Source organism: Rhodococcus sp. 05-340-2, from assembly GCF_002258915.1.
GTDB lineage: Bacteria > Actinomycetota > Actinomycetes > Mycobacteriales > Mycobacteriaceae > Rhodococcoides.
Map to the genome: position 1 here is coordinate 548,983 of NZ_NOYU01000010.1, position 17,122 is coordinate 566,104.

Sequence of the window (17,122 nt, forward strand, 5' to 3'; positions counted from 1 at the left end):
CATCCTCGTACAAACGCGCGCGCATCTGCCAAACGCGCGCAGATTAGCCGGCCACGGGCTGTCTATTCCGCACGCACCTGACGAACGCGCGCGCCTTTGCGGATCCCTAGCCGGATCCCGAGGCCCCGACGAATCCCGAGGCCCCGCACCACCTAATCCGCCGCGATGGCGTCGACGATGTTCAGTCGAGAGGCATGCACAGCAGGTGGAGCCGAACCCAGCAGCGACAGGCCGAGAGCGACGAGTCCGTACAGCAGCACCGACCAGCTCGCGGTGTAGGCGACCGGAATTCCGATGCTGGCTCCGAGGATCAGTGTGCTCAGGTATTGCAGACCGGCGCCGATGATCAGGCCGAGCACACCACCGACGATGCCGACCGACAATGCCTCGGCGAGCACCATTCGCGCCAGAGTTCCCCGTCCGCCGCCCATGGCGCGCAGTACGCCGAGTTCGCGGCGACGCTCGAGTACCGACAGCGTCAACGTGTTGAGCAACGCAACGGCAGCGACGAGCGCAACGATCCACTGCAACGCGATGGCCAGTGCACCGGACTGTCGGATGGCCGCGCTCGTGCCCTCGAGAGCTGCAGCGCCGGTGTAGACGAAGGCCTCGGGGGGCAGCGTAGCGCGCAGTGAATCCTCCACGGCCGCAACGTCTCCGTCGACGCCGATCTCCAGGTAGGTGGCTCCGGGCCGGTCGTACCAACGCTGCATCGAATCCAACGAGATCGCCATCGTGCCGCCGGCGGCGTTGATGTAGTCGACCAGATCCAGCACTCTCACGTTCTGCACGCCGGTCGGCGTCGGGAGGTCGATGTAGTCGCCCACCGTGACACCCAACGTTCTGCCGAACCCCTGCGACAGCACCACCCCGTCACCGGCGAGCACCTGGGAACGCACGTCGTCGCTGAGCGACGCGAGCGTGACCGCATTGCTACCGTCGGCGACGCCCTGGATGGATACCGTCTCGCCGTCGATCGTCGCGTATGCCCACTGCCCCTCGACGACGCGAGACACACTGGGAGTCGCGGCGACGGCGTCTTCCACCTCGGCGGGAACGATCGGGCCCGACGGTATGGCGTCGGGCGAGGTCATCGACACGTACAGGTCGGTATCGGCCAACGACGACAACGATTCGGCTGCCGAGTCGGTCATGTTGGTCAGCGAACCCGACACTCCCACACTGACTCCTACCGCGATCACGATCGTCATCACGGTTGCCCAGATGCGGCGAGGGGCGCGTTCGATGGTGGCGGTCGCGAGGCGCCCCGCTCCACCCCAGCGGCGGGGGACCGCTGCGGTGATCGACACGATCGGTCCGGTCGCGCCGACACACAGTGCGACGACGCCGAACATGAACAGTGCACCGGCCCCGAGGGTCAACTGCCCGTCGACGTTGACGGCGAACAGAAAGGATCCGGCCACGGCGAGCACGCCGAACACGGTCGCAGCCAGGGTGAATCGCAGACCTGGGCCACCCGAGGTTTCCCCGCCGCCGACGGCGAGTGCTTCGATCGGCGAGATGCGATACACCTGCACGGCGGCGACTGCCGAGGCCCCGACGCAGGCCAGCACGCATGCGACGATCGCCACCGGAATCGCGAAGCCGGGCAGCACGTATTCGATCCGCGCATCGAACGCCTGCGAGAGGAACGGCGGCAGACTTTCGATCGCGATGCGGCCCATCGCGATTCCCAGCGGAACTCCGACGGCACCGCCCACGAGACCGACCAGAACGGACTCGAACAGAAGGTCTCGGACGATATCGCCGCGGCGGCCACCGACTGCTCGGAGCAACGAGATGGTGGGTCGACGCTTCGCGATGGCCATGTTCATGACGTTGAAGACGAGGAACGCCGCGACGACGAACGCGATGAGCGAGACCATCAGTGTCGCATTGCGAGTCAGGCTCATGGCCTGGTTCGCGCGGTCGGCCCGGAAGTCCGGATTCATCACCGACACCCGGCCCGCCAATGCGGTGTCCAGGTCGGCGCGCAGAGTGTCGCCGCTGCCGAGGACGAAGATCGAATCGAGCTGACCTGCGCGGTCGGTGAGCATCTGAGCCGTCGGGATGAGCGCGACGGCGAACATGCCCCCACCGATGCGCTGCGTTCCCGGGCCGTCGACCACGCCGACCACCGCCGTCGGAACATCGTCGATGGTGACGGTGTCGCCCTGTGTCAGACCCGTTGCGGCTCCGACCAATACACCGGCCGGATCGGTGAGCAACCCTGCCGCGTTGCCGACTGCGCCTTCCAGATCGGATTGCAGTGCCGTGATGGATGAGTCGACACCGAGGATCGTCAGGTCCCCGACGTCTGACCGAACGGTGCTGCGCAGCAATGGAACCGCTGTCTCGACGCCGGGAACAGCACGGACGGCGTCGAGTTCGCTCTGATCGAAGCCCGAGTCGGTCACACCGACGATCTCGTAGTTCGCGTTACCGGCGATCGACACGGCGAGACGCTCGACGGATCCGGTCAAGGATCCGTACGTGCCGAGGACGGCGATGAGCAACCCGGCCGCGACGGCGACGACGCCGGCCGAGACCAACGAACGCACCCAGTGCATGCGGAGGTCGCGAAGGCTGATGACTCGAAATCTGCTGAGCGCGGTGCCTATCACCGATCGAGGCCCGCGGTCGGGGTGTCGGTCTCGACGCGACCGTCGATCATGCTGACGATGCGATCGGTCGACCGTGCCGCCTCGAGGTCGTGGGTCGCCATCACCACTGCTCGACGCCCGTCGCTGGCGTGCGCCACGTCGGCGAGGATCTCGAGGACGTTGTGGGAGGTCTTCGAGTCGAGATTGCCGGTCGGTTCGTCGGCGATCAGCAGCGCCGGATCCATCATCAACGCGCGGGCGATCGCGATGCGCTGGATCTGACCGCCGGACAACTGTGCCGGACGGTGCTCGGATCGGTTCGAGAGTCCGACCATGTCGAGCAGACGCATCGCGTCGGACTTGGCCTTCTTGATGGGGGTGCCGTCGAGCAGCTTGGGCACCGCGACGTTCTCCCACGCGGACATCGTCGGCAGCAGGTTGAAGAACTGGAAGACGAACCCCACCTGGTGGCGTCGAAAATCGGATTGGGCGTTGTCGTCGAGGGTGGTGACCTCGACGTCGTCGAACCGAATGGAACCCGACGTCGGCGTGTCGAGTGCGCCGAGCATGTGCAGCAGCGTCGACTTACCCGCACCGGACGGCGCGACGAGCGAAACGAACTGGCCACCCTCGATCGTGAGATCGATACCGTCCAACGCGCGTACCGGTTGCTCGCCGGTGGGGTACTCCTTGACCACACCGGCCAGCACGAGCTTCAACTTCGTCATGCAACGATCCCCTGCTCCTCGAATACTTCCGACGCTACCTGCCGTCGGGTCGAGAAACCGGTCGGAGTTCTCAGATCACGCTGCGCCGCGCGAGGATTCGAGCCGTCGGGCCACCAGGGCGGCCTGCAGGTGTCGGATCCCCGAGGGACGGGTCGGGTCGAACCCGGTCAGTTGGGCGATCCGCTTGAGTCGGTAATCGACGGTGTTGGTGTGCAGATGGAGCTGGCGAGCGGACCGCTGACGGTTCAGATCGTGCGAGATGTGGATCTCGAGGGTCTCGAGCAGCTCTGGTGACGAGTCGAGTGGCTCGAGGATCTGGGTCAGGTGGCGACGGCCGGGGCCGGGACGGGTGAGCTGGTACTCGAGCACCAGGTCGTCCATGCGGTACAGGCCGGACGGGCGGTGCAGCTGGTGCGCCAAGGACAGTAGTTCGTGTACCTGATCGGCCGCGGTGGGGATGTCCGCGGTAGCGGCCTGCTCGGCCGTGACGGTGACGGGAACCTCGGCGGCCGTGCCGATGCGATGCACCAGCGCCTCGACCCACTCGTCGTCGTGTGTGCCGGGAATGAGTACGGTGCCACCCTCGGTGCTGAGCAGAGAGAGGGGAGTGCGACCGCAGATCGTGGCCAGCTCGGCCTGGACGCGGCGCAGCTTTCTGCGGGCGGCGACGGTCTTCTGGATGTTGGGGTCGTTCTCGTCGGGGTGCGGCGGCACCGAGATGGCGAGCACGAGGTAACTGTCGGCGAGTTCGATGCCGGACTGACGGGCCATCGAGACCGCGTTGTGTCCGCTGAGCAGCGAGGTCACCAGGGTGTGTGCTGCCGTGTGGTGCTCGCTGGCGACCGCCTGGAGCTCCTCGACGTAGCTCTTGCTGGCGGCGATGGACACCTTCTCCGACAGCAGCACGAACATCCGGGCGGCCTCGATCAGTTGAGCGGCATCACCCTCGCCTGCCCTCTTGGACACCAGATTCCAGCCGATCTGGATGCCCTCGTGGTAGACGCTGAGCACGGACTCGAGGGGCACACCCTCGCGGGCCCACTGGCTGGCCTTGACGCGGAGTTCGGCCAGGTCGGACTCCGCCGGAGCACGCCGTTCGTCGAGCATCTGCACGGCGATACTGATGCACTTGACGGTGAATTCGGTGACGTCGCCGTGGAGCTGTTCGCCCGGCAACGACCCGCAGGGGGTGTTGGCGGCGAAGTGCCCCACGAGGAGCCGAGCGACTGCGCGGAAGTCGCGAAGAGGAGCCGACGCAGGCTGACCCGCGACCATGATTCCGAGGCTAGTCGAGTTGTGAACGGTCACAGATCAACCCTTCGTGTTGAATTCTTCAGGTCATCAGAGAGCAAACTTACCGGCGCGTATCGATGCGCTTCCACGGCTCAATGTATGTAATCCCCGACGAAACCGCGGCGTTTTCGTACTTCAAGTTTGTTTCCTGGCCTCTAACAGGGTCGATCATAGGTTGTTATCAACGCGTTATCCACCATTTCGGAAAAACTCGTTGTGACCTATCTCGAGCGCGCGCCCCGGCCGCTTGCGACTTGCCCTAAACAATCGTCAAGGGGTCCACGACACGGGTTCGGCGGCCCTACGTTGATGTCGTTCGGAGTGGGTAGGCGGGCGGCGAAGGGGCGGGTATGCGCAGTGACATCGGGCAGTTCGCGGTTCTGCGAGAACTGTTGCCGACCATCGAGGTGAATCTCGCTCGCCATCGCGCCGAAGCCGTGCAGTGGGAACCGGCCGACTTCGTTCGGGCCGAGATGTACTGGGGTTCGCGGCCCTCGACCTTGACCGAGGCCGCCAAAGCGGCACTGGTGACCACTCTGTTGGTCGAACAGAACATTCCGCTGTACCGGCGAGATACCGCTGCCTCCGAGGTCGGGGTCTGGCCGTCGTGGCTCACGGAGTGGAGCGACGAACGGACCCGGCACGCAGTGGCCGTCACCGACTACCTGGTGGCCACCCGCAGCGTCGATCCGATCGCCCTCGGTCGAGCCCGAGCGCAGTGCATGACGGTGGGTTTCGACGCCCTGATGAACGGCGCGCACCTGCTCCGATCGCTGGCTCAGGTCGCCCTGGACGAGTCGGTCTCGAGTATCTGTCATCGCAACACCGCCACTCAGTGCCACGATCCGGTGGCCGACCGCCTGCTCGGACGCATCGTCGCCGATCAGGACCTGCACGTCCGCTTCTTCTCCGACCTGGTCTCCGCGGCGCTCGACGTTGCACCGTCGCTGACCGTCACGGCGATCACCGAGGTCGTCATGAACTTCCAGCTCCCGGGCAGCAACCTGCCGGGGTTCGCGCGGAGCGCGATGCTCATCTCGCGTGACGGAATCTACGATCTACCCCGCCATCTCGACGAAGTCCTGCGTCCCTTGTTGGCGCAGTGGCGCATCTTCGAGCGCACGGATCTCGGCGTCGGAGCACGCAGCCGCGATCAGCTGGCCGACTATCTCGATCATCTCGACGCCCAGAACGCCGCTACCGAGCTCGGCCGCACGCGAAGCCAGGAGTACGCAAACGCATTGCGCGCCAGCTGACGCCATATACCCCGGGGGGTCCGTGGGACCGGCGCCTCTTCGGTTCGATCCGAATCGAAGAGGCGCTTCGGCGGGGGTCCATCGACTAGCCTGAAGTCCTATTCGTCAGACGCTCGAAGACCTCGTGCGCGGGGCAACGACCGGAGGCCCGAAACGTGACAGGCTCTCGACCGATCATCGTCGGTATCGACGGTTCCGCGGCAGCGGACAAGGCGGTGATCTGGGCGGCTCTCTGTGCGCGCAGACGCGATCGGCGATTGCACATCGTCACGGCCGTCGACATGCCAGGAGTGGTCGACCTGAGCGAATTCGCCGGAGAAGCAACCGAATTCGTGGCCACGGCCAAGTCCAGACTGGTGGCGGCAGAAACTCTGGCGGCTCTGGTCGTCGACGATCCCACTTTCGAGGTGACCTCGAGCGCCGTCGAGGGCGGTGTGATGGACGTTCTCATCGGCGTCTCGGCACAGGCCGAGCTCCTGGTGATCGGGGCCAGCGAAACCGGCGCTGTCACACTCTCGTTGGCTGCGCACAGCGTCTCTCCGGTCGCGGTGGTGCGAGGCCGTGACATCGACGGTCGCCCGGTTGCCGAGGGGCCGGTCGTCGTCGGTATCGACGGCTCCGACGTCAACCAGGCTGCGGTCGAGTGGGCGTTCGTCGAAGCATCGGCCCGGGACGCCGTGTTGATCGCGGTGCACGTGTGGTCCGATGTCGATCTGACCCAGTCGTTCGGCCGTGCGCCCAAGGACTGGCAGGCCATCGCCGACGGTGAGGAGGCCCTGCTGGCAGAGAGCCTCGCCGGCTGGCAGGAGAGGTTCCCCGACGTCGAGGTACAGCGCGTCGTCGCTCAGGACCGTCCGGTGCGGATTCTGAGTGGATTGTCCGAAACCGGAGCGTTGATCGTGGTGGGCAACCGGGGGCGCGGCGGATTCGGTGGAATGCTGTTGGGCTCCACGAGTTTCGCGCTCGTCAACACCGCGGACTGCCCCGTGCTGGTGGTGCGGAAAGCGCTCACATAGCGACGGTCAGCAGGAAGCTCACGTCTTCGAGGGCCTCGACGCTGTGGCGGGCGTCGGGGATGACGAGAAGGTCGCCGGTCGAGCCCTTCCAGGAGCGCTCACCGGAGATCAGTTCGAGCTTGCCACTGAGTACCAGGACGGTCGACTCGCCGGAGAGGTCGTGTTCGGCCAGCTTGTTGCCTGCGGCCAGAGCCACGACCGTCTGCCGCAGGTGGCGCTGGTGACCGCCGTACACCGTCTGCGAACTGCGGCCACTCGACGCGCCGACTGCAAGTTTGAGCTGTTGGCGGGCAAGGGCGGTGAGTGACTTCTTGTCCATGATCGTCAGTATGACGCACCGCTCGCAGTCGCGACGGGGGAATCCTGAACGCGCTCAAGAAGGTTGGGTAGGCTTTCCGTACTCCACGAAGCGGAATCGGGTCCCGTCGACCCGGCTGTTCTGCCACTCGCCCGCCGTCGCAACCCAGCCGGCCGGAATCTCGGGAGCCCTCGTGTCGCCCTCGACGTCGAGATCGACCTCGGTCACCTCCAGGTGGGTCGCGATATCCATTGCACTGCGATAGATTTCGCCGCCGCCCATGACCCAGACCGGGCTCTCGCCTACCAGGGCCACGGCGTCGGCGACACTCGATGCGTTCTCGGCACCGTCGGCGGTCCACGAGGAGTTGCGGGTGACCACGATGTTGCGCCGGCCGGGCAGTGGACGGAACTTCGCGGGCAGTGAGTCCCAGGTCTTACGGCCCATGATCACCGGATGCTCGGCCGTCTTCGATTTGAAGTGAGCCATGTCCTCGGGGACATGCCAGGGGATGGATCCCGCGTCCCCGATGACGCCCGCGGTGGTCTGGGCCCAGATCAGACCGACGAAGTGCGGTGCACTCACACCGCTACCGGGGCCTTGATCGCCGGGTGATGCCGGTAGTCCACTATCTCGATGTCCTCGTAGGTGTAGTCGAAGATCGAATTGCGTTGCGCCAGTTTCAGAGTGGGGTACGGATACGGCTCGCGTGAGAGCTGCTCGGTGACCTGATCGCGGTGGTTGTCGTAGATGTGGCAATCGCCGCCGGTCCACACGAACTCGCCGACCTCGAGGCCGGTCTGCGCCGCCACCATGTGCGTGAGCAGTGCGTAGCTGGCGATGTTGAACGGCACACCGAGAAACATGTCTGCACTGCGCTGGTAGAGCTGGCAGGAAAGCTTGCCGTCGGCCACGTAGAACTGGAAGAACGCGTGGCAGGGCGGGAGCGCCATCCGCGGGATCTCGCCGACGTTCCAGGCCGAGACGATCATTCGCCGCGAATCCGGATCGGTCTTCAGGGTCTCGATGACCTGGCTGATCTGGTCGATGTGCTCGCCCGACGGGGTGGGCCACGACCGCCACTGCACGCCGTAGACGGGGCCGAGTTCACCGTCCGGCGCTGCCCACTCGTCCCAGATGCTCACGCCGCGTTCCTGCAGCCACGTGGCGTTCGAGTCTCCGCGCAAGAACCACAACAGTTCGTAGACGATCGACTTCAGGTGGACCTTCTTGGTGGTGATCAGCGGAAAGCCCGCTGCAAGGTCGAAGCGCATCTGATGCCCGAACACGCTGGTGGTGCCGGTTCCCGTGCGGTCGGATTTCGCCGTACCGGTATCGAGGATGCGGCGCAGCAGATCTTCGTACGGAGTCGGAACCATCACGACGGTCATCGTAGCTGCATACTGGACACATGCCGGAATTACCCGAGGTGGAAGCCCTTGCCGGCTTTCTGCGCGAGCATGCCGTCGGTGCCGTGATCGGTCGCATCGACATCGCCGCGCTGAGCGTTCTCAAGACGTTCGATCCGCCGATCACCGAGCTGCAGGGCAAGGACGTCACCGATGCCGCCCGCTTCGGGAAACATCTGGCCCTCCGAGCCGGTGACCTCTGGCTGATCACCCATCTCTCTCGCGGAGGATGGCTGCGGTGGGTGGACAACCCCAGCGTTGCACCGCCGAAGCCGGGCAAAGGCCCCCTGGCGCTGCGGATCCACTTCTTCACCCCCGAGGGGGCGACGCCCGCCATCGATCTCACCGAAGCCGGTACCAAGAAGCGATTGGCGGTGTGGGTGGTGCGCGACCCACAGCAGGTCGCGAGTATCGCGCGGCTCGGACCCGACGCGCTGGCGGTCACCGAGCTCGAATTCGCCGAGATCCTCGGCAGCACCACCGCACGACTGAAGACCTCGTTGGTGGATCAGTCCCTGCTGGCCGGCATCGGCAATGCGTATTCGGACGAAATCCTGCACGTCGCCAAGCTGTCGCCGTTCGCATCGTCGAGCAAGCTCGATGCGGAGTCCGTCGGGGCGCTCTATGCGGCGATGCGCTCTGTCCTGTCCGACGCGGTGGCCCGCTCCGCCGGGCAGGATGCGGCGCGTCTGAAGGGGGAGAAGCGATCGGGGATGCGGGTGCACGCCAGAACCGGACTTCCCTGCCCGGTGTGCGGCGATCCGGTACGCGAGGTCGCCTACGTAGATCGCTCGTTTCAGTACTGCGCGACGTGCCAGACGGCCGGCAAGATTCTCGCCGACCGTCGCATGTCCCGCCTGCTCAAGTGACGGGTTCGAGCTTCTGGCTGTCGTAGCCCCGGTAGCCTTCCCACGCCTTGCGACGGTCGCTCCGTGGATCCTTCTGTACCCGCGTGCGGGTGTCGAATATCAATGTCTTGCGGTCGGATTCGTCGTACGCCGGCCACGAGTCGAGCGGCTTTCCGTTGGTGGCGAACGTAATCCACTGAGACTGCACGGCCTCTGTGACGTCGGCGAAGGCCTTGCGCCCGCCCGCCAACGTCAGCGCCTTGCCGAACAAGGTCTTGCTGATGCCGAACACCGCGAACAACTCGAAGCCGTGGGTGGCGTCGAAACCGAGCAGCTTCATCGACCTGGGGGCGAAGTCGAACCGGTAGAAGTACGTCGGTGCGTGACGCGAATGCCCCTCGGCCACTTCGAGAGACGGCTTCCAGAAGGTGAAGTCTCCACCGAAGTCGATGGCTGCCCGCTCGTTGGGGTAGCCCCGGTAGCCCGAAGTGACCACGGCTTCGGCGTCGGGATCGGTCAGTGAGAACAGCTTGGTGATGCGCTCGGGGTTGGTGGGCAGCGCGTCGAGGAACTTCGGAAACAGAGTTCCCTCACGGGCATTGGTGCCGATGATCAGTGGGACGCGGTGCGCGGTTCCGTTCGCGTAGGCCTCGACCGGGCTGACCGGGAGGAAGTCGCCGTCGATCACCGGGCCGAACGGAAGCAGACCCGGAGTGCGGTGCAGGGTGGTGAGGCCGAGTTTGGTGCCTGCCCGCCCGAGCCGCAGCACCTCGGCGTTCTCCAGCGTCTCGGCAGCGTTGTCGACCGTGCCGCCGAGATAGCCGACGTACTCGCGCGCCCATTGATCGGCGCGTTCCTTGGTGGCCGTCATGCCGGGAGCCGAGCTCTCGGAAATGGCTTGGGCGAACAACCCTTTCGCAGCGGGGACCGTCAGCAGTGTGGTGACGGCGTTTCCGCCGGCCGACTCCCCGAAGATGGTCACGTTGTTCGGATCGCCGCCGAAGTTCGCGATGTTGCGCTGCACCCACTCGAGCGCCGCAACCTGATCGCGCAGGCCGAGATTGGAGTCGAACGGCCGCTCGGGAGTGGAGAACTGCGACATGTCGAGGTAGCCCAGTGCGCCGAGTCGGTAGTTGACCGACACGTAGATGATGCCGTCGCCGTCCTTCAGCGAGCGTCGCACCAGAGAACCGCCGCCGTACAGCGGGGTGGCCGACGTGCCGAGCGTGTAGGCACCGCCGTGGATGAACACCATGACCGGACGCGGGCTCGCGCTCGGTGCGCTCGGGGCCAGCACGTTGAGCGTCAGGCAATCCTCGCTCGACGGCTGGTACTTGCCGACCGCGAGCATCGTCCCGCGCTTGTGCTGAATCGAGGCGTTGCCCCACTCGGTGGCGTCGCGCACGCCCGTCCACGGCTGCGTCGGTTGCGGCGCGCGGAACCGAAGCGGGCCGACGGGTGGGGCGGCATAGGGGATGCCGCGCCAGGTGGTGAGGTCGCCCACCGGCTTGCCCTCGATGATGCCGTCGGTGGTGGTCACGCGTGTCGTCACAGCCATGTCGCGAGTGTACTGATCCGTCCTTACCCGCGGGTAAGAACCGGCTGGGTTCGGTACCGGGCAGACTCGAGAGCATGCCTTTCGAGTATCGAGCCCAGATAGTGGAGCTGCTGCGGGCGCCCTCGCACGCGTACTTCGGGAGATCCAAGGACGGCCCGGCCGATGTGCCGACCGAACTGCCCGACAGTGTCGAGATCGTGGCCCACAAGGGCATCCGCGGCGATCGATTCTTCGGTGTCAAAGCGCATACCGAGGCGGCGGTGAGCTTTCTGTCGCTCGAGGCATGGGAGGCCGTGGGGGATGTGCTCGGTGTCGAGATGCCCGATCCCTCGGTGGCCCGACGAAATGTCGTCGTGCGCGGTCTCGAGCTCGACCCACTGCGCGGTCTGGAATTCGAGCTCGATTCCGGTGACGGCTGGATTCGGTTCCGGGGCGGGCGACCGGCCCATCCCTGCGCGTGGATGGACCGCATGGTGGTCGACGGCGCACGCAAGGCACTGATCGGTCGTGGCGGGCTGCGGGTGGAACCGCTGTCCGACGGCATCCTGCGGGTCGGGGAGGTGGCGGTGCGCTCACCTGTCGAACTCGACGCCTCCCGCGCGGCGTTGTCGGTCAGGCGCGCGCAGCCGATCTGACCTGGCTCTCGGTGGACCCTCGTGGCTCGATGCTGCTCGGGCTCTTGCTCACGAAGTAAATCTATGCCCATAATGTGGGTATCAGTGTGGTGGATCACACCGAACCGCGTGCCATGGCAGCGGTCACTCTCACCCAGCGGGAAGAATCGCCGATGTCCGATATGTGGATCGTGATCAACACCGTCGTCGCCGTTCTGGCGGTGGTGGTCTTCATCGTTCGTTTTCACTTCAACCCGGTGATCTCGCTGGTACTCGGGGCTGCGTACCTGGGACTGGCGACGAAGCTCGGAGTGTCGACCACTGTCGACACGATCACCGGCGGATTCGGCGAGATCATGGCCGAAGTCGGCCTGCTCATCGCGTTCGGCGTTCTGATGGGTTCGGTACTGCAGGAGATGAGTGCCATCCAGCGACTCGTCGGAACGCTGCTGCGAACGTTCGGTCCCAAGCGTCTGCCGTACGCGCTGTCTCTGACCATCGCGACTCTGCTGCAGTCCATCTTCCTCGACGTGCTGCTGGTGATCTCCGCTCCACTCGCTCGGAATCTCGCCCCCAAGATCGGCAAATACGGCACAGCGAGGATGGCCACAGCCCTGGCCATCGCCCTCGAATGCGGCATCGTCTTCATGGTCCCCGGTGTCGCGACGCTCGCCTTGGCCGGACTGCTCGGAGTGCCGCTGGGCAAGATGATGATCTACGGACTGATCCTGATCGTGCCGGTGGTGGTGCTGTCGGTGGCCATCATGTCGTTCGTCTTCCGGCACGGTTGGTGGAACGAGGAGAAGGACGAGCAGCAGATCGTCGTGGTCCCAGAGCCTGTGGTTCCCGACGCGGCCGATTCCGAGGACGAGCCCCTCGAATCCGGAGGTGGCGTGGCCCAGAAGGTCCGCACCGAGAAGCAGACGTCGCTGCTGGTGTTGCTCTCGCCGCTGCTGCTCGCGCTCGTCCTCATTGCCATCGGTGCCGTTCTCGAAGTCGCCGAAATCTCCGTCCCGGTAGTCGAATTCATCGCCAGCCCGGTCATCGCGCTCCTCATCGGACTGGTGGGGACGTGCCTCATCGGCCGGTACCACGTCGGTCAGGCACGGGTGGAGAAGGCGTTGGCTCGTGGTTTCGCCGAGAGTGGTCAGATCCTCATCCTCACCGGCGTCGGTGGTTCGCTCGCGGCCGTCATCAACGAGGCAGGGCTCGGCGATATTCTCGGCCAGTACTTCACGGCCAGCACCGCTGCTCCTCTGTTGATGGTGTGGGTCATCGCTGCGGCGTTGCACATCGCCGTCGGATCGGTGACGATCTCCGCCATCACCTCGGCCGGCATCCTCGCCCCGGTCGCTCCGCTGATCGGTCTCGACCCGGTGTTCATCGCGCTCGCCGCGGGTGCCGGATCGCTGTTCGCCGTCCACGTCACCAGTAACACCTTCTGGCTGCTGCAGTCCTTGATGGGCCAGTCGACCAGGGGCACACTCAAGACATGCTCGGTGGGCGTCTCGGTGGCATCGGTCATCGCCATCGCGTTGATCGTGCCGATGAGCTGGATCCTGTGAGCTCGTCTCCTGTGAGTATCGAAAGGAACACGATGGCATTGCCGCTCAGCGGAGTTCGAGTCCTCGAACTCGGCAACTACATAGCCGCCCCTACTGCGGCGCGCATGCTCGCCGACTTCGGTGCCGAGGTCATCAAGGTCGAGCGGCCAGGAACCGGCGACGAACTACGCAACTGGCGGCTGTACTCCGGCACGACGTCGATGCTCTACCGCACGATCAACCGGAACAAGAAGTCGATCGTGCTCGACCTGCGTACCGAACAGGGGCGCAAGGACGTCGTCGATCTCGCGGCGAAGTGCGACATCGTGCTCGAGAACTTTCGCCCCGGCACTCTGGAGAAGTGGGGTATCTCGCCGGAGGTGCTCTCTGCGGCCAACCCCGAGTTGATCATCACGCGCATCTCGGCCTTCGGGCAGACCGGTCCCATGTCGCAGCGACCCGGATTCGCGGCTGTCGCAGAGGCATACGGCGGCTTCCGAAATCTCGTGGGTGACCCGGACCGGCCACCGGTTCGAGTGGGGGTCTCGATCGGTGACTCGATCGCCGGCCTGTACGCGGCATTCGGCTGCGTCATGGCCCTGTTTCAACGGCAGACCCAGCGCGCGGCGCAGGCACCGGACGAGCAGTCCCCGCTGTCGCTGGCGCAGCGTTCCATCGATGTGGCGCTGAACGAATCGATTCTGTCGATGATGGAATCGTTGATCCCGGACTACCTGGCCTACGGTGTCGAACGCGAGCGAACGGGCGGCCGGATGGAGGGCATCGCCCCGTCGAATGCGTACCCGTGCAACGACGGTCACTCGATCATCATCGCAGGCAACGGTGACGCCATCTTCCAGCGATACATGGAGACCATCGACCGTCCCGATCTGGGAGCAGATCCGGACCTGGCGTCCAACGCCGGCCGGTGGCGTCGACGCGACGAGTTGGACGCAGCCATCTCGGCCTGGACCGGATTGCATTCGCGCGAGCAGGCTCTGAAGATTCTCGACGCCGCCGGGGTGCCGTCGGGTCCGATCTACACCGCGGCCGATATCGTCGCCGACGAGCAGTACGCCGCCCGCAACATGATTCAGCACTTTCCGGTCGATACCGGAGGCGAAAAGCCCGCCGACGTCGGATTCGTCGGCGTCGTCCCGGTGATCGGTGACGCGTCTCTGCCGATTCGTTCGGTCGGACCGGATCTGGGTGAACACACCCGAGAAGTACTGTCGACTCTGCTCGGCCGCACCGACGAAGAGATGGGCCTGTAGATGTACCGATTCACCCCCGCTGCGGAGCTGCGCGACGTCACGATGCGCGACGGTCTGCAGCTCACCGGCAAGATGCTCGCCACCGAACGCAAGCTCGAGATCATCAGGGCCCTCATCGAACTCGGCGTGCCGTCGCTCGAAATCGGATCGATGGCGCGGGGCGACAAGGTGCCACCGATGGCCAACACCCTCGAGGTGATCGGCGAGCTCACCGCCGACGAACTCGCGCGATGCTGGGTGTGGGTCGCCACTCCACGCCACGTCGAGAAGGCAGCCGCCGCTGGGGCTCGCAACTTCCAGTACTGCTTCTCGGCTTCGGACTCGCACAACCAGGCCAACATCGGTAGGACCACCGAGGTGTCCCTGGCGGCGATGCCCGATGCCGTCGACATCGCACGATCGGTGGGCGGTGAGATCGAGCTGTGTATCGCGACGTCCTTCACCTGCCCGTTCGAGGGCCAGGTCCCGCCGGACCGTGTCATCGAGATAGCCAACGACGAACGTGCAACCGGCGCAACGGATATCGTCATCTGTGACACCCTGGGTCAGGCGGTTCCGGTGCAGGTGCAATCGCTGATCTCACGGGTCCGCGTTGAAACTCCCGACCGCAGAGTGGTGTTCCACGGTCACGACACCTGGGGTCTCGGCGTTGCGAACACTCTCGCCGCGATCTCGGCCGGAGCAACGATGGTCGACGGTTCGCTCGGCGGACTGGGTGGGTGCCCGTTCGCCCCCGGGGCCAGCGGCAACACCTCGTCGGAGGACATTCTGTTCGCGACGCGTCCGGACTGGTTCGAGCCGAAAACCCTGGCCGCCATGGTGACTCTGTCGGAGGAGTTGCTCACCGAACTGGGCGAGCCCATGCGATCGAAAACCGTTCAAGGTGCACGATCCGAGGCCCATGTCTTCGAGTGGGTCGTATGAGCCGCATCCTCGTCACCACCGAGATCCCCGCGCCGGGCATGGACATCCTGCGCGCCGCCGGAGACGTGGACCTGCGGGAGGTCGATCACGAGCAGTTGCTCGACGCCTGCGCCTCGGGGGACTACTCCGTGGTCGTCTCTCAGCTGCGAGATCGGTTCGACGCGGAGTTATTGGCCTCGGCGTCGATCATCGGGATCTCCAACTACGCCGTCGGATTCGACAACATCGACATCGCAGCCGCAACCGCCAACGGCATCACGGTTGCCAACACCCCTGGGGTGCTGACGGATTCGACCGCGGACATCGCGATGCTGCTCATCCTGTCCACGGCCCGCCGGGCCGTCGAGGCCGATGCGTTCGTCCGTTCCGGCTCGTTCACCGGCTGGGAGCCGGAACTGCTTCTCGGCAGCGATGTCTCGGGTCGGGTGCTGGGGCTGGCCGGCTTCGGCCGCATTGCCCGCGCCACCGCGCGCCGCGCACTGGGTTTCGGCATGACGGTCAAGTTCTGCCCGCGTCCGCCCGGCGACCGAGAGGTCTCCGATGATGAGCTCGGTGAGTTCGCGGGTCGCGTCGAGCATGCGTCGTGGGACGAGATCGTCACGACCAGCGACTTCCTGTCCCTGCATGTGCCGTTGTCGGATTCCACTCACCATCTGGTGGACGCAGCCGTACTCGGAGCGATGAAGCCGTCGGCGATCGTGATCAACACCGCGCGCGGACCGGTGATCGACGAGGCCGCTCTGGTGACCGCGCTGCGCGAGGGCACCGTTGCTGCAGCAGGTTTGGACGTCTACGAACGCGAGCCGGCCCTCGAACCCGGTCTGGCGGATCTGCCCAACACGGTGTTGCTCCCGCACGTGGGGAGTGCGACGGTATCGGTACGGTCGGAGATGGCGCGGCTGTGTGCAACCAATGCCGCCGCGATGGTCGGTGGTTCGATGCCACCGCATCCGGTCAATCCCGACGCCTGGTCTCACGCGGGGTAGCGGCCGCCGAGGGTCCTCGTGATCCGCTCGGCATGGGAGATCAACAGATCCACCCAGTCCTCGCACTGCGACTGCGGCATCCGCAGTGTCGGTCCACTGATGGTGACGGCACCGACGATGTCCGCGGCCGAGTCGAAGACCGGCGCTGACAGTCCCGACGCGCCGGTCTCGCGCTCGCCGGTGGTGATCGCGTAGCCGTCGGACCTGGTCTGCGCCAACAGGGTCCGCATCGTCTCGGCTTCGGTCACCGTCTGCTCGGTCATCGATTCGAGTTCGCGAGAGAGGACACGCTCGGCGAGCTCGTCGTCCCAGGCCAGCAGGACGCGGCTGGCCGATCCTGCGCTGAGTGGGATGACCTTGCCGACGTACATGTCTCGGCGCAAGGCATGCCGCGTCTCGGCGATGGCGACGCACACGCGGTAGTTCTGTTCGGGCCTGAAGAAGCACGCGGTCTCGGTCGTCAGGTCTCGCATGTCCTTGAGAACAGGGTTGACGACCGACAGCACGTCGAGGTCCTTGGTCGCGGTCGCGGCCCAATAGGCCATGCGGACCCCGATGCGAATGCGATCGCCGCGGCGGTCCAGAAATCCCTGCTGCACAAGGTTGGTGACGAGGCGCTGCACCGTCGAGGTCGGCAGGCCAGTGGTCTGTTGGATCTCACCGAGGGTCATGGACGGGCGGTCGAACGAGAAGGCGTCGAGAATCTCGGTGATCTTGCCCAGCACGAGAAGCGGTTGCTGCTTCGACGCGCTCTCGGTGCTCACACGACCA

General features: G+C 65.5%; 16 protein-coding genes. 8 read left to right on the plus strand and 8 right to left on the minus strand.

From position 1 onward, the window contains the following. Positions 1 to 152: 152 nt before the first annotated feature. The 3 genes from CH271_RS06870 to CH271_RS06880 form a co-directional block, all read right to left on the minus strand. Entirely contained in the window at positions 153 to 2,570 is a 2,418-nt protein-coding gene (locus CH271_RS06870; protein ID WP_143546012.1) for an ABC transporter permease, read from the minus strand. 50 nt (positions 2,571 to 2,620) lie between these two features. Then, positions 2,621 to 3,331 carry an ABC transporter ATP-binding protein gene (locus CH271_RS06875; RefSeq protein WP_170945723.1) on the minus strand — a complete coding sequence of 237 codons (711 nt, stop codon included), beginning with the start codon at positions 3,329 to 3,331 and terminating at the stop codon, positions 2,621 to 2,623. Between the two features lie 75 nt (positions 3,332 to 3,406). Then, positions 3,407 to 4,639 carry a PucR family transcriptional regulator gene (locus tag CH271_RS06880; protein ID WP_094633082.1) on the minus strand — a complete coding sequence of 411 codons (1,233 nt, stop codon included), beginning with the start codon at positions 4,637 to 4,639 and terminating at the stop codon, positions 3,407 to 3,409. Positions 4,640 to 4,974: 335 nt separating this feature from the next. On the opposite strand from CH271_RS06880, the gene CH271_RS06885 reads away from it, so the two are divergent. Beyond that, positions 4,975 to 5,880: an acyl-ACP desaturase gene (locus CH271_RS06885; protein WP_094633083.1), complete on the plus strand. Its 906-nt coding sequence runs from the start codon at positions 4,975 to 4,977 to the stop codon at positions 5,878 to 5,880. Positions 5,881 to 6,035: 155 nt separating this feature from the next. After that, a complete protein-coding gene (locus CH271_RS06890) occupies positions 6,036 to 6,896 on the plus strand; it encodes a universal stress protein (RefSeq protein WP_094633084.1) in 861 nt (286 codons plus the stop codon). Here the strand turns inward: CH271_RS06890 and CH271_RS06895 are convergent. Genes CH271_RS06895 through CH271_RS06905 form a run of 3 tightly spaced genes read right to left on the minus strand, consistent with a single transcriptional unit; the run spans position 6,889 to position 8,576 of the window. Beyond that, the gene (locus tag CH271_RS06895) at positions 6,889 to 7,215 is read right to left on the minus strand and encodes a cupin domain-containing protein (protein WP_068050089.1); all 327 of its coding nucleotides are present in this window, start codon (positions 7,213 to 7,215) and stop codon (positions 6,889 to 6,891) included. The two genes, CH271_RS06890 and CH271_RS06895, sit on opposite strands and share 8 nt — an antisense overlap. Before the next feature lie 54 nt (positions 7,216 to 7,269). Beyond that, positions 7,270 to 7,779, minus strand: a complete 510-nt coding sequence (locus CH271_RS06900; protein WP_094633085.1) for a dihydrofolate reductase — start codon at positions 7,777 to 7,779, stop codon at positions 7,270 to 7,272. Then, on the minus strand, positions 7,776 to 8,576 hold the full coding sequence (locus CH271_RS06905; RefSeq protein WP_094633212.1) for a thymidylate synthase: 801 nt from the start codon (positions 8,574 to 8,576) through the stop codon (positions 7,776 to 7,778). The genes CH271_RS06900 and CH271_RS06905 overlap by 4 nt, the downstream gene beginning before the upstream one ends. Positions 8,577 to 8,605: 29 nt before the next feature. Between CH271_RS06905 and CH271_RS06910 the strand changes: the two genes are divergently transcribed. Further along, positions 8,606 to 9,472 carry a DNA-formamidopyrimidine glycosylase family protein gene (locus CH271_RS06910; RefSeq protein ID WP_094633086.1) on the plus strand — a complete coding sequence of 289 codons (867 nt, stop codon included), beginning with the start codon at positions 8,606 to 8,608 and terminating at the stop codon, positions 9,470 to 9,472. Here the strand turns inward: CH271_RS06910 and CH271_RS06915 are convergent. After that, positions 9,465 to 11,009: a carboxylesterase/lipase family protein gene (locus tag CH271_RS06915; protein WP_094633087.1), complete on the minus strand. Its 1,545-nt coding sequence runs from the start codon at positions 11,007 to 11,009 to the stop codon at positions 9,465 to 9,467. The two genes, CH271_RS06910 and CH271_RS06915, sit on opposite strands and share 8 nt — an antisense overlap. Before the next feature lie 74 nt (positions 11,010 to 11,083). Between CH271_RS06915 and CH271_RS06920 the strand changes: the two genes are divergently transcribed. The 5 genes from CH271_RS06920 (at position 11,084) to CH271_RS06940 (ending at position 16,351) form a co-directional block, all read left to right on the plus strand. Then, positions 11,084 to 11,644, plus strand: coding sequence for a molybdenum cofactor biosysynthesis protein (locus CH271_RS06920; RefSeq protein ID WP_094633088.1), 561 nt, complete (start codon positions 11,084 to 11,086; stop codon positions 11,642 to 11,644). 152 nt (positions 11,645 to 11,796) lie between these two features. Next, positions 11,797 to 13,188 carry a GntP family permease gene (locus CH271_RS06925; RefSeq protein WP_094633213.1) on the plus strand — a complete coding sequence of 464 codons (1,392 nt, stop codon included), beginning with the start codon at positions 11,797 to 11,799 and terminating at the stop codon, positions 13,186 to 13,188. Positions 13,189 to 13,220: 32 nt separating this feature from the next. Further along, a complete protein-coding gene (locus tag CH271_RS06930; RefSeq protein WP_256986297.1) occupies positions 13,221 to 14,441 on the plus strand; it encodes a CaiB/BaiF CoA transferase family protein in 1,221 nt (406 codons plus the stop codon). Next, complete coding sequence (locus CH271_RS06935; protein ID WP_094633090.1) at positions 14,442 to 15,365, plus strand: hydroxymethylglutaryl-CoA lyase; 924 nt, start codon at positions 14,442 to 14,444, stop codon at positions 15,363 to 15,365. Then, entirely contained in the window at positions 15,362 to 16,351 is a 990-nt protein-coding gene (locus CH271_RS06940) for a 2-hydroxyacid dehydrogenase (protein ID WP_094633091.1), read from the plus strand. Before CH271_RS06935 ends, CH271_RS06940 begins: the two co-directional genes overlap by 4 nt. Here CH271_RS06940 and CH271_RS06945 read toward each other — a convergent pair. Then, positions 16,339 to 17,115 carry an IclR family transcriptional regulator gene (locus tag CH271_RS06945; RefSeq protein ID WP_037191884.1) on the minus strand — a complete coding sequence of 259 codons (777 nt, stop codon included), beginning with the start codon at positions 17,113 to 17,115 and terminating at the stop codon, positions 16,339 to 16,341. The genes CH271_RS06940 and CH271_RS06945 overlap by 13 nt on opposite strands. Between the last annotated feature and the right edge of the window lie 7 nt (positions 17,116 to 17,122).

What these genes read in the sequence shown, in the direction of transcription:
- CH271_RS06895 (WP_068050089.1), bottom strand. Translation starts at nt 7,215, where the DNA reads ATGGACAAGAAGTCACTCACCGCCCTTGCCCGCCAACAGCTCAAACTT.
- CH271_RS06920 (WP_094633088.1), top strand. Translation starts at nt 11,084, where the DNA reads ATGCCTTTCGAGTATCGAGCCCAGATAGTGGAGCTGCTGCGGGCGCCC.
- CH271_RS06930 (WP_256986297.1), top strand. Translation starts at nt 13,221, where the DNA reads ATGGCATTGCCGCTCAGCGGAGTTCGAGTCCTCGAACTCGGCAACTAC.
- CH271_RS06925 (WP_094633213.1), top strand. Translation starts at nt 11,797, where the DNA reads ATGTCCGATATGTGGATCGTGATCAACACCGTCGTCGCCGTTCTGGCG.
- CH271_RS06875 (WP_170945723.1), bottom strand. Translation starts at nt 3,331, where the DNA reads ATGACGAAGTTGAAGCTCGTGCTGGCCGGTGTGGTCAAGGAGTACCCC.
- CH271_RS06885 (WP_094633083.1), top strand. Translation starts at nt 4,975, where the DNA reads ATGCGCAGTGACATCGGGCAGTTCGCGGTTCTGCGAGAACTGTTGCCG.
- CH271_RS06870 (WP_143546012.1), bottom strand. Translation starts at nt 2,570, where the DNA reads ATGCACTGGGTGCGTTCGTTGGTCTCGGCCGGCGTCGTCGCCGTCGCG.
- CH271_RS06940 (WP_094633091.1), top strand. Translation starts at nt 15,362, where the DNA reads ATGAGCCGCATCCTCGTCACCACCGAGATCCCCGCGCCGGGCATGGAC.
- CH271_RS06915 (WP_094633087.1), bottom strand. Translation starts at nt 11,009, where the DNA reads ATGGCTGTGACGACACGCGTGACCACCACCGACGGCATCATCGAGGGC.
- CH271_RS06910 (WP_094633086.1), top strand. Translation starts at nt 8,606, where the DNA reads ATGCCGGAATTACCCGAGGTGGAAGCCCTTGCCGGCTTTCTGCGCGAG.
- CH271_RS06935 (WP_094633090.1), top strand. Translation starts at nt 14,442, where the DNA reads ATGTACCGATTCACCCCCGCTGCGGAGCTGCGCGACGTCACGATGCGC.